Raw genomic sequence first — 12,748 nt, 5'->3', positions numbered from 1 at the left:
AATATACCGTTTTGTGTACTGTTTTTCACTAAAGGATGCATAATCCCACCCTTGACAATAATCAGCTATCTGCTTCCGAATATAGTCAATTTTTTTGAGCCGCATACACTCCTGTATACAACTACTAATGATTGCTTTTGCAGACATACAGCGCTATCACTGATGTCCCCACATTACTCCACATTTACCTATTAGAAATAATATAATATAAAATTATTTAATTTTGAATGATATATATATTTATGATAATTATTTTACAATATATACAGAAAAGAATCTAATTACAGAATATAAAATATATATATACACAGGCAATTCAAAAAATATATCTATTATGGATATGTTAAACCTGCCAGCCAGTAACAGAGATGAAACTTCTTGGATGGAAAAACAGCTTTCAAAGACCTAAAGCAAAATTTGCTACAATGGTTACATACAGAATCGCTGATATCCAATTCCCTGGCACTTGTTGTAGGTGTTCTCACAGGCTTTGCCATCGTCTTTTATGATAGATTACTGAAAATCAGCCAGAATTCATTTAACGGGATAATTCCTGAATCTCACGGCTATTTTATAATACTCCTCCCTGCTCTTGGCGGACTCATCGTTGGTATAATAGTTCACCTGTTCATACATACCAGGCGCTATGACATTGAAGAGGTCATTGAAGCAACCGCCCTTCATGGCGGAAGAATGTCAGCACGAAATGCATTTTTGGAAGTTCTTGCATCTATCGTATCTATCGGTTCCGGTGGGTCTGTTGGAAAAGAAGCACCCGTGGTTCTTGCAGGTTCAGGAGTAGGATCTCTGGTTTCACAGATATTCAAGATGAATGGTAACCGAGTGAAAATACTGATCGGATGTGGAGCCTCTGGCGGAATTGCCGCTGCCTACAATGCGCCTCTTGCAGGAGTTGTGTTTGCAGTTGAGGTAATATTAGGTGAACTTGAAGCGAGTTCATTTATACCCATTGTTATCTCTGCAGTCTTTGCAACACTGGTATCAACTGTGATATTTGGTGTTAGAACAATAGAAGTATCATCATATCAACTTATGAATCCCTTCTTTGAATCCATCCTTTATCTTTTCCTTGGAGTGTTGGCCGGAATCATATCAGCAATTCTAATGCGTTCCCTTTTTGGAATACACAAGTTCTTTGATTCACTGAGCATACACCCGGTTATCAAACCTGCAATTGGTGGTCTGTTCGTAGGCCTGATAGGATTCTTCTACCCACAAATATTCGGTGTAGGATATGATGCCATAACTGATGCCCTGAACAACGGACTGGCACTGAAACTCATGCTGGCACTCATTGTTCTGAAAATCATCGCATTCTCTTTTACAATGGGATCAGGCGGATCAGGTGGCTCCATCGTACCCTCACTTTTTGTCGGTGCAATGCTTGGTGGAGCTTACGGTTCTATTGTGCATGGGATATTCCCAACGATCACAGCAGAATCAGGCGCATATGCTCTTGCAGGCATGGGAGCCGTATTCGCAGGAACAAGCAGGGCACCCCTTGCATCTATTCTCATTCTTTTTGAGCTTACACGTGACTATAACATGATATTACCAATAATGCTTGCATGTGTAGTCAGCAATGTAGTTTCAAGTTCTATTTACTCCGAATCCATATTCACAGAAGGATTACATAGACGAGGCTTCACCATCAGAAAAGGCAGGGAAGTCGACATCATGGAATCCTTGCTGGTTACAAATGCGATGAAACACAACGTTCAGACAGTATCGGAGAACAAGAAAGTAGGAGCATTGATATCTCTCATGCAATCAAGTCGGCACGCAGGATTTCCGGTGCTTGATTCAAACGGGAATCTATCTGGCGTGGTTACGCTTAAAGATGTCAGGGACAAAGTAGGCCACGATGAACTTAATAAGACGATCAATGAGATATGCAGCAAGGATGTTGAAGTGGCATATCCGGAAGAAACTCTGAATACAGTATTAAAGCGCCTTGCTGCAAAAGATATTGGAAGGCTTCCAGTAGTCTTAAAAACAGACAGGACAAAACTGCTTGGAATAATAACCCGCAGTGATATCGTGAAATTATACGATAAGAAGATACTTGATAAAGTACAGAGACTACAAAAAGAAGGTCCTTAACCGGAATAAAGGCTATAATCTGCTAAAATACCGGTTAAATTTAAAATTAAACCTAAACTTAAATTACAATCCTTCCCAGGAAATAGCCTGGTGTTGCATCATATATGTATACACGACAGTTAATTCCCGGTTCAAGAGCACATTTCGGAATGACCACTGGTTTATACGTGTCAGTACGTGCCATCATGCCTTTCTGTTTTGCAGGCTTTGAAAGGAAAACATCGACTTCTTTGCCAATCATACAATCCCTTGTTCCAAGTTTAACAGACTCGCAAACATCATGCAACTCATTGGACCTGTTAACAATTATACGTGAATCGAGCTTTCGCATTTCCCATGCTTTGGTATGCGGTCTTGGAGTGAAACGGGAGATATTCACCTTTTCCGGTTTATACTCTTTCACCCAGTCAACTGTCTTTTTGAAATCTTCATCGTTTTCACCAGGATAACCCACAATAATATCCGTAAAAATAGTCATGTCAGGAAATCGTGACCTGAACCTATCAATAATGACATTGGCCTCTGATATCGAATGATACCGATTCATGCACTTCAGGACATCATCTGATGCGGATTGTATTGGAAGGTGAAGAAATTTGTATATTTTCTCATCTTCAAAAGAGTCAAGCAGATCATCAAGAATTGGTATCACAGAAAAAGGGTTCATCATTCCAACCCTTATCTTGAACTGGCCAGGTATCCTGCACACCATATCCAGCAGTTGAGGAAGCAAGACCTCTTTGTCAGTTCCATACTGGCCGTTGTCCTGTGATGTGAGCCATATCTCCCTGCACCCCTCATCAACAGCCTTTCTTACATCAGCAACTAACTCATCCGGTTCAAATGAACGCAGGCTACCGCGTGCTATGGTCACTATACAATATGCACAAGCATAATTGCATCCCTGGGACAGCTGACAGATATGAATATTAGAATTAAAACGCATCCTTGGAACACTCTGGAAACCCTCGGGTTCCGAAAGAAAAACCTTTACACTGCCATTTGCCGAATTAAGGGAATCAAGCATCTGACCTAACCGGGATATCGAATTCACACCTAATATGTGGGCATCAGGATTCTGATGCATGATATCATCAAGCTGAACTTCTGGCATACAGCCGGAAACTATGACCTTTATACCTTTTTCACCGAATTCCTGAATCTTATAGAGGATCTTCTGCTCGGTTGTATATTTCACAGTACACGTATTGATAACAACTACATCAGCATCTTTCTCAGAGACAAGCTCATGCCCGCTATCCCTGATACTTGCCTTCATTATCTCGGCTGATGCCTGACTTGCAGAACAGCCGTAAGTTGAGATATGTACTTTCATTTTACAGATGACTAACATTTATACAAATCGGAGAGGAGTTTTCTCTGTATCATGGATATAGATCGTATCAGAAAATTTGACAACTCCTGAACTACCCATAGTTATGCTGTGAACCCTTGAGTCACCGTCTCCGAAAAGATTGACACCCCGAAGCAGTAAACCTGGTGTGACACCTGTAGCAGAGAAAATAATATCCTTTCCCGGTGCCAGCTTTTCAGTATCCAACACATCATTGATATTGCCTTCTGTGATACCCATTTTCTCAAGTCTTGGCATTTTTTCAGCCTTTTCCTTCGCAATATCCTCAGGTGAACCACCATTAGCTACAGTAGGAAGAACAAGCCTTGCAAGAATCTTGCCACCAAGTATCTTTAGAGCAGCTGCTGTAAGCACGGCTTCCCCTGAACCACCGGAACCAAGTACCATATGTACGCCGGAACCACGAATAGCGGTTGCAACCCCAGGCAGGAGGTCGCCATCTGTGATGAGATTCACCCTGGCACCTGTTTTCCTTATCTCTTTTATTTTATCCTCGTGCCTGTCCCTTTCAAGGATAACAACCACAAGTTCATCCACATTTCTGTTAAGGGCCTTTGCGACTATCTGAAGATTTTGAAGCACTGGTGCATCAAGGTCTATTTTTTCATCCGGATGTGCTTTCTCATATTTTACTACTTCCGAACCGACTACGATCTTATCCATATAAATGTCCGGACCGTGGAACAATCCACCCTTTTCAGCCATGGCCATTACAGATATGGCACCTGGGGTTCCGTTTGCTGCCAGGTTGGTACCTTCAAGAGGATCCACAGCAATATCGACTTCCAGTTCACCTTTTCCGGTTCCCACTTCTTCACCGATAAAAAGCATGGGTGCTTCATCACGCTCTCCTTCACCAATCTTGATCATACCTTTCATGTCAAGACAGTTCAGCATTCTGCGCATTGATTCCACAGAAACCTGGTCTGCATAATTCTTATCGCCACGGCCCATCTGGTAAGAAGCTGCAATTGCTGCTGCTTCTGTAACATGTAATAACCTGGGCAAAAGGGAACACTCGATTGGTCCCGCACACTTTATCATCTCTTCAGCGGTTTTAGGATGAGGCATAATTATCATTTCCTGAATTGTTTTTTGATTATAACAAATTTAATGACACATGTATTAATGGTTTCTATATTAGAGTTTCGCGGGGTTGATATGTCAATGCTCAGTCTATTTCAAAATATCAACCAAAGCTACTCTTTCCATAACAAGGGATGGGATCATCTCTTCGCCTGCTGCCCATATTTCTTCCTCTGTTATCGAAAACTGTTCAATCAAAACAGCCCTTTTGGAACTTGCATATTTCATCACAGGTGCTTCTTCAATGAGATTATTTAACTCCTGAACAGATAATTCAACATCTGTATTTTCACCAAGTACAACAAATACTACATTCATCTGTCCTTCATGAACACCCATGGAAAATGCCTCACCAATCTGTTTTTTGCCCGAAGCATACCTCATGATTTCAATTCCCAGATCATGTGCCATACAGCAATTGTTCTCTTTAGCACGCAAAGCTTTTTGGATAGAAAAAAGAAGGTGTTTTTCGCCTGCTATCTTGCTGCCATCCATTGCCTGGACGATAGTGTTGTAATTTGAAGATATAGACCTTAGCACCTTCAGAAAATCAGGTACATTGTCTATGTAGATAGATCCACCTGTCATCTTGAATTCCATGTACCAAGATACAAGAGTCCCTGAGAATAAGTATAACGGTCAGGCATGATGTGTTCAATTGTTCAACTGGATAACTTTATCAACACATAAGCCAAAGAATAAATTGGAGTATGGGGCAATATGAATAAACCACGTAATGTGCAACAAAGCAAATACTACAAGTGCTACAACTGTGGGTTTTCCAAAGAAGTTGTTATTCCTTGCAATGACTGCGGAGAAGGAGAAGTGAAGTGTCCTTTTTGCGGTGAAAAGATGGCAAGAGGATGGGAATGACAAAACTTTAAAATGAACAAACGGAAGATTGGTGCAAATGCATAAACTGTATGATATGCAACCAGGGGAGCGTTATTTCTGTGAGACATGCGGTTTTGAGATGGAAATCATCGACCGTGGCGACACATCCTGTGATGATATAACCGTATGCCCTTGTTGTAGTAAACAGTTTAAATTAAGAGATTGAGACATACTCTTAAAATGTGTTATTTCTGGCTGACACAAGAGTAATTCGAGTTTAATTATTGTAACTATTCAGCCTGGCACGATTTGCCTATTGGTACTGATTTCATCGAAATAGAGATGTCTACTCACTAATAATCTAACAATCAAAAAAGCAATCAATAGCAACAATCAAAATAAATGATCCTAATGAAATTTACGTTTCAACTTTTTGTCAAGATTGTTATTGATAGCGTTTTTATCAGGCTGAATAGTTACTAATTATTTTAATGACCCATTACTTACACACTATTTTAATCTTCATTGCCGAATAATTGGCATTTAACCGTCATGAATGGCCTGCTAGAACCAATAACAATGATAATAATATAACTGTGTATCGTGCTCACAACAGATAATTACAGGACGCTTTTTAGAAAAATGGAAACGGAGAAACTAAGGCAAATCCGTATCCTTTATTAAGGTTGTTACTTATTAAACCCACTATAATCAAAGAACTGAATCAAACCGCATGATGTTGAAGGTTTTCAGGTGCTATTTGAGACATTTAGTAAACTACATGCCCTGTTTCATGAAAAGTACGTAAGGTTAATATTCAGATTTGACCAATAGACTTTGGGAAGATAGTGACGATTTAGTCCAGCGTTAAAAGGTGCGAGCAATGCAAGAAGAATATAATGCACAGAAAATAGAGAACAAATGGCAAAGCCGTTGGAATGAAAGCAGGATATTCGAGCCTGAACCTGATGAAAGGGAAAAATACTTTATAACCATCCCTTACCCATACTTGAACGGCAATTTACACGCCGGACACACAAGAACATTCACCATCGGAGATGTCATAGCCAGGCACAAGAGAATGCTTGGATATAATGTACTCTACCCAATGGGATTCCACGTTACAGGAACACCTATTGTAGGACTTGCAGAACTTATTGCAAACAAGGATCCACAGACAATGGATGTCTATTCCCGTCTTCACAGGATACCTGATGACATACTGGAAAACCTCACAACTCCTGAAAAAATAGTGGAGTATTTCAGTGTGGAAGCGGAAAAAGCAATGCGTTCAATTGGTTATTCAATTGACTGGAGACGCAAGTTCACAACCACCGATGAAACTTACAAGAAATTCATCGAATGGCAATTCAATCTCCTTCATGAAAAAGGAATGATCGTAAAAGGTGCACATCCTGTAAAATGGTGCCCTAATGATGATAATCCTGTAGAGGATCATGACATACTTCACGGAGAGGAAGCTACCATCGTAGACTTCACCATGATGAAATTCAGATATGATGGAATGGTACTTCCATGTGCAACTCTCAGGCCTGAGACTATTTTTGGCGTTACCAACCTCTGGGTGAACCCAGACATAGAACATGCAAAACTTAAGGTCACAAAAGATGAACGTGAAGAGATATGGGTCGTAAGCCAGGAAGCTTACAGAAAGCTCACCTTTACCGACAGGACCATTGAGTTCATAGAGAACGTACCTGGCAAAGACCTCATAGGGATCAAAGTAACAAACCCACTCTCTGGAAATGAAGTCATAACACTGCCAGCGTCTTTTGTTAAAGCAGAGAATGGTAGCGGTATCGTTATGAGTGTGCCTGCGCACGCACCTTATGATTACCTGGCACTCAAAGATCTTTATGACAAGGACCTGTCTGAATACGGAATTACAGAGAATCTAAGGGACATAAAACTCATTTCACTTATCCAGGCCAAGGAATTTGGAGAATATCCAGCAGTGGAAGCTGTTGAACAGTTTGGTGTGAAAGACCAGAAAGACCCTAAGGCCGAAGAAGCCACAAAGATGGTGTACCGCCGTGAGTTCCATGGTGGTGTTCTGAAAGAGAATACCGGAAAATACGCTGGTGTAGCAGTTTCCAAAATAAAGGACATACTTACAAGGGACCTTATTGAACAAGGTATAGGAGAGGTGTTCTATGAATTCAGTGAACCTGTTGTATGCCGCTGTGGAACCCCATGTGTTGTCAATATGGTCAAAGGACAATGGTTCCTCAATTATTCTAACCCGCAGTGGAAAGACAAGGTCTACAAATGTATTAAGGGAATGGACATCATCCCAGAGGAAATAAGAGTTGAGTTCAACAACAAGGTAGACTGGCTTAAAGACAAGGCATGCGCCAGGAAAAAAGGACTTGGCACCAGACTTCCATTCGATAAGAACTGGCTTATCGAATCTCTTGGAGATTCAACCATTTATATGTCATACTACATCACGAACAAATTCTTTGCACAGGGAATCGATGTAGATCAGCTGACTCCTGCACTCTTTGACTATGTACTGCTTGGCAAAGGATCCGTACAACAAGCAGCAATTGACACCGGACTTTCAGAAACACTCATTGCAAACATCAAGTCTGATTTTGACTACTGGTATCCTGTGGACTTGAGATCTTCAGGAAAAGATCTTGTGCCAAATCACCTGTTGTTCTTCCTGTTCCACCATGTCGCGATATTTGATGAGGACAAATGGCCACGTGCTCTTGCAGTAAATGGATTTGTGTCCCTCGAAGGGCAGAAGATGAGCAAATCCAAGGGACCGATACTTACACTTAGAGAAGCCGTTGACACCTATGGTGCTGATGTTTCACGCATGTACATTCTTTCAAGCGCAGAACAAACTCAGGATGCTGACTGGAGAGATGACGGAGTAAAAAGCTCAAGGAAGCAGGTGGAAAGGTTCTACAAACTTGCAAATGAAATAATAGATTCAGGTGCAACATCCGGTATAGAGGGAGATCTCAAACTCATTGACCGCTGGATGCTCAGCAGGCTCCAGCAGTGCGTCAGAGAAACAAACAATGATATGACATCCATTCGCACAAGAAGTGCGCTCCAAAATGCATTTTTCCTGCTCTACAACGATGTGAAATGGTATCAGAGAAGAGGAGGAACAGCGCTTCTCTACGATGTGCTCGATGTATGGGTACGCCTGATGGCTCCGTTCACACCTCATATATGCGAAGAAATATGGACCAATATGGGTCACGGTGATGGTGACTTTGTATCCCAGGTGGCATATCCGATATTCTGCCCGAGGTTCATAGACAATGATGCAGAACTTGCGGAAGAACTTATGTGTAGCACGCTTTCTGATATTGAGGAGATCATCAAGGTCACAAAGATAAAACCTAAGATGATAGCTCTTTACACTGCACCTGAGTGGAAAGTTAAAACTTTCAAGATGGCGCTAGAAATGAAGAACAATGACGAACTCAACCCGGGAAAGCTCATAAAGACATTGATGTCTGATCCCGAGAACCGAAGACATGGAAAAGAGATTCCAAAATATGTCCAGAAGCTCGTACCGGATATTTCCAGCATGAAGACTGAAAGGTTCGAGATGCTGCTTGGAATGCGCCTTGACGAGATGACAGTCCTTCAAGAGAACACCGGCTGCATTTCAAATGAGATCGGTTGTACGATACAGGTTTATACGGCTGATGAACCGGAATATGACCCGGAAAATAAATCAAGGTTTGCAGCTCCCCTCAGACCTGCCATCTATCTTGAATAAGTAAGTTAATGGTTGTTGGCACCCAAAAGCCAGTTTTTACTTTTTTTGTTGACAGATTCTCGTCCAGATTATATAATATAATCAATAAATATAAATTTAAAGCCAATAAATATAGTATACTATTGGATGGCAAATAAATGGATGAATTATAATTCAGGGCAAAAACAGGACAAAACAAATAAACAAAACTCTTGAAGTCCTTATTATTACTGCAATATTAAGTTCGTTACTGATTTCCGGTGTATCTGCGAATTCATTGATGGATGAAATAAAAGTAGGGGTTTATCAGAATGACCCATTTGTTTCTCTAAATAAGGACGGAACAGCCGAAGGCCTGTATATTGAAATACTGGAAATCATCGCTTCGAAGGAAGGATGGGAACTGGAATTTGTCCCTGGTACACTGGAACAGTCCTTTGAACGACTGGATAACGGTAGCATAAACATTCTGCCTGCTATCCCCTACACACCTGAAATGGATGAACGATACATATTGACAACTGAAGCAGCGTTCACAGACGGGGGAATTGTCTACGCGTATAACGGTTCAGGTATTAGTTCCATGAGTGACCTTAATGGAAGAAAAATAGCCTACCAGGATGATCTTTTTTATGAAAATTTCAATGCCAGCCCGAGAAATTCAAACATCAGCTACACATTTGTAATGGCCGATGATTACGTGGAAGTCTTTGAACTGGTTCAGAGTAGAAAAGCTGATGCAGGGATAATCGCAAAATCCTATTCAAAAGAACATGAAGCACAGTATACTGTGGAAAAAATACCTTTCGTCATATCCCCTACTGACATGGTTTTTGCATTGACTAATAATTCAGATAATGAAATTGCCAGGATAATAGACGAAAATATTCGCCAGATGGTAATTGAAGACGGAATTATATACTATGCTTCATCGGAAACAAGCGACCTGGACCTGAACACATGGGAAAGTCCTTCATGGCTTAAATTATCTGTTGGTTTTGGTGGTGGATTACTTTTATTATTTGTAATATTGAGCCTGACCCTGCGTAACAAAGTGGACCAGAAAACCTCAGAACTAAATTCAAAGAACAGGGAACTTGAAGTAGAGATAAGAGAGAGGAAAGTAGCAGAGGAAAAATTGAAACAATATTCCCTTGAACTGAAACACTCAAACGAACTCAAAGATCTCTTTACAGACATACTCAGACACGACCTCATAAACCCTGCCACTGTCATTAAAGGGTATGTTGAGTACCTCATAGAAGAAGAGAACGAGAGTCAGAAAGAAGACGCACTAAAGGCAATTGAAAGAAATAACAAGAAACTTATAGATCTTATTGAGAATGCTGCAAATCTAGCCAAACTCGAGAATATGGATGAGCTCGATTTTGAAACCATGGATTTGAAAGAGATCATTGAAGAAATAATAGATAATCTCAAACCAAAGATAGATGATAAGGCTATGAAAGTGATTTTCAATCCGGCAGATGAGTATCCGGCAGATGTTAATACAACTATAGAAGATGTTTTTTCAAACCTTATCGGGAATTCCATAAAATACAGTCCTTCAGGAAGTACAATCACAATAAATATTGAAGATCTTGAAAATGCATGGAAAGTATCCATAACAGATGAAGGTGAGGGAATATCCAATAAAGATAAGCCCCACATCTTTGACAGGTTCAAAAGAGCACACAAAGTAAATGTGAAAGGTTCAGGTCTTGGACTTGCCATAGTCAAGCGTATAATAGAACTGCATGAAGGAAGCGTGGGAATTGAGGATGGACCGGATGGAAAAGGAACTAAATTCAATGTGCTCCTGAAAAAAGCAAAAATTGAGAACAGCTAATTAGTACCTCAATAAAGATCTGGACGACGGTCCTTCAGTACAGGAATCATGTCCCTTATTTTCTGAGTTTTTTCAAATTCAATGGGGTGTAAAATCACAGACTCCACATCACCTGATTCTGCTTTGACCTCACCCAGAGCGTCGACTATTATGGAACCTCCGAAAAAAGAGGATGATGGGCCATCCCCTACCCTGTTACATGCAATATGAGGTATCTGGTTCTCAATTGCGCGGGCTATTGCAAGTGACCGCCATATATGCCCTCGCGGTGAAGGAAACTCGGCAATGGTAACAAGGATGTCAGAGCCTTCAAGAACAAGTTTCCTGGCAACTTCAGGAAATCGTAGTTCATAGCATATCTGAAGACCAACTGTAATTTCCCGTTTAAGCAGTCTGACGGGATGAATCTCACTTCCTGATGAAAAATACTGTTTTTCACTTTTGAAAGGATGTGTTTTACGATATGTTCCTGCGATTTCCCCATCTTCAATGCACAAACCTAGATTATAATAATTAAAACCATTTTCAACTTTTTTTTTTCTATTAAGGAAAAAATAAGGACGCATTGATTTTCTCTTGAGAAATCACACATTTTTCGCACAGTTTCACCATTCTCTGGCTCTGCAGAATTATCCACATCCTCATAACAAAAGCCTGTTGAAAACACTTCAGGAAATATCAGAATATCAGCGCCTTTTGCCTTAGCTTCTCGTGCCATGAAAAGAGCTTTTGAAATGTTTGCTTCTTTTTCGCAATGGAGGATATCCATCTGGATACAGGCTGCTTTTATAGTATTCATAAAAAACAAAACCTTTTCAACCTATTTTATGAACCAATTTATTATTTACTATTAAGCATCAAAGAAAATAGCTTATCCAAAATCCGTAATGGAAGTGGATTTTGTTTTAGGAATAAGGCCACCCAGATCAACAGAACTCCTTAATATTTTGAAAAGTATGCAATTGGAATTCTTTACGATATCTGCAGTCACAGTTTTAACTTCATAAGCAGGCTCTCCTACAGGAATTTTAATTTTTGTGATACCGGCAGCATATTCCTTTGGATTTTTGTCCGTCGGACTGACAGCACAGTTTACTGAAGCAAGATAATCATTCAGGCTCTTTGCACTCAAGCCCATTCTGATGAACTCTTCCTTAAATACAGGCCTGTCAAGTGTTCTTGATAAAACATAGGCTGCAACAGGAATCATCAAAAAAGGTTCAACATGTTTTATATGCTCGGCAATGAGAGAATATATATCCTCATTGTCACTTTGCTCGGTTTCCACGATGCTATAAACCTTGGAAGGAGGAATCTCAACTTCATTTAATATATTGAGGTCCTTCAGAGCCCGCAGGTAGCCAGTCATTACGAGACGGTGCTCATCCATTCCCCTGTCTTTCAGTTCACGTGTAACACCACTGATAGAAAGCTGTCTGCCCTTAAGAATTTCGTTGATGAGGAGATAAATAGTATCAGACATATTAACTGCACCATAATTGATAACAAACCTGATATATTTAGCGGTACTTTTCAAAGAAAATTAAGAAACGCAGTATATACAGGTAGATTTAAAAGCAATAATGACGTTATTACAGTCCCTCATAGTCTGATGGAAACTATACCACTAATGGCTTATCATGATATTAATCTGGTAAATAAAAATGTGTCCCCCGTTAGCATGGGATGAACATATGAGCGTATTTCAGGATGTAATTTAGATAAAGCT

The 12,748-nt window shown here is 40.3% G+C and carries 11 protein-coding genes; 5 read left to right on the top strand and 6 right to left on the bottom strand.

The window, feature by feature from the left end:
• The first annotated feature begins 378 nt into the window (after positions 1-378).
• Positions 379-2,124: a chloride channel protein gene (locus tag WN948_RS10970; protein ID WP_342304248.1), complete on the top strand. Its 1,746-nt coding sequence runs from the start codon at positions 379-381 to the stop codon at positions 2,122-2,124.
• A gap of 58 nt (positions 2,125-2,182) precedes the next feature.
• On the opposite strand, the gene WN948_RS10965 is transcribed toward WN948_RS10970, so the two are convergent.
• The 3 genes from WN948_RS10965 to cgi121 form a co-directional block, all read right to left on the bottom strand.
• Entirely contained in the window at positions 2,183-3,460 is a 1,278-nt protein-coding gene (locus WN948_RS10965) for a tRNA (N(6)-L-threonylcarbamoyladenosine(37)-C(2))-methylthiotransferase (RefSeq protein ID WP_342304247.1), read from the bottom strand.
• Positions 3,461-3,478: 18 nt separating this feature from the next.
• A complete protein-coding gene (gene glpX / locus WN948_RS10960; RefSeq protein ID WP_342304246.1) occupies positions 3,479-4,570 on the bottom strand; it encodes a class II fructose-bisphosphatase in 1,092 nt (363 codons plus the stop codon).
• A gap of 105 nt (positions 4,571-4,675) precedes the next feature.
• Positions 4,676-5,185 (bottom strand): KEOPS complex subunit Cgi121, encoded by a 510-nt coding sequence (cgi121, locus tag WN948_RS10955; protein WP_342304245.1) that lies wholly within the window; start codon positions 5,183-5,185, stop codon positions 4,676-4,678.
• A 120-nt stretch (positions 5,186-5,305) separates the two neighbouring features.
• On the opposite strand from cgi121, the gene WN948_RS10950 reads away from it, so the two are divergent.
• The 4 genes from WN948_RS10950 to WN948_RS10935 all read left to right on the top strand — a co-directional run bounded on the left by WN948_RS10950 (position 5,306) and on the right by WN948_RS10935 (position 11,019).
• Complete coding sequence (locus WN948_RS10950; protein ID WP_342304244.1) at positions 5,306-5,458, top strand: hypothetical protein; 153 nt, start codon at positions 5,306-5,308, stop codon at positions 5,456-5,458.
• A gap of 37 nt (positions 5,459-5,495) precedes the next feature.
• Entirely contained in the window at positions 5,496-5,645 is a 150-nt protein-coding gene (locus WN948_RS10945) for a hypothetical protein (protein WP_342304243.1), read from the top strand.
• A gap of 657 nt (positions 5,646-6,302) precedes the next feature.
• Complete coding sequence (gene leuS / locus WN948_RS10940) at positions 6,303-9,191, top strand: leucine--tRNA ligase (protein WP_342304242.1); 2,889 nt, start codon at positions 6,303-6,305, stop codon at positions 9,189-9,191.
• Between the two features lie 259 nt (positions 9,192-9,450).
• On the top strand, positions 9,451-11,019 hold the full coding sequence (locus tag WN948_RS10935; protein WP_342304241.1) for an ATP-binding protein: 1,569 nt from the start codon (positions 9,451-9,453) through the stop codon (positions 11,017-11,019).
• Between the two features lie 8 nt (positions 11,020-11,027).
• Here WN948_RS10935 and WN948_RS10930 read toward each other — a convergent pair whose 3' ends face one another.
• The 3 genes from WN948_RS10930 to WN948_RS10920 all read right to left on the bottom strand — a co-directional run bounded on the left by WN948_RS10930 (position 11,028) and on the right by WN948_RS10920 (position 12,502).
• A complete protein-coding gene (locus WN948_RS10930) occupies positions 11,028-11,516 on the bottom strand; it encodes a nitrilase-related carbon-nitrogen hydrolase (protein ID WP_342304240.1) in 489 nt (162 codons plus the stop codon).
• A gap of 2 nt (positions 11,517-11,518) precedes the next feature.
• Positions 11,519-11,818: a nitrilase-related carbon-nitrogen hydrolase gene (locus WN948_RS10925; protein ID WP_342304239.1), complete on the bottom strand. Its 300-nt coding sequence runs from the start codon at positions 11,816-11,818 to the stop codon at positions 11,519-11,521.
• Positions 11,819-11,890: 72 nt separating this feature from the next.
• Positions 11,891-12,502: a hypothetical protein gene (locus WN948_RS10920; RefSeq protein ID WP_342304238.1), complete on the bottom strand. Its 612-nt coding sequence runs from the start codon at positions 12,500-12,502 to the stop codon at positions 11,891-11,893.
• Between the last annotated feature and the right edge of the window lie 246 nt (positions 12,503-12,748).

The sequence above is a fragment of the Methanolobus sp. ZRKC5 genome (assembly GCF_038446525.1).
Classification (GTDB): domain Archaea; phylum Halobacteriota; class Methanosarcinia; order Methanosarcinales; family Methanosarcinaceae; genus Methanolobus.
The sequence above is the reverse complement of the archived record's forward strand: the minus strand, read 5'-3'. Positions and strand labels throughout refer to the sequence as shown.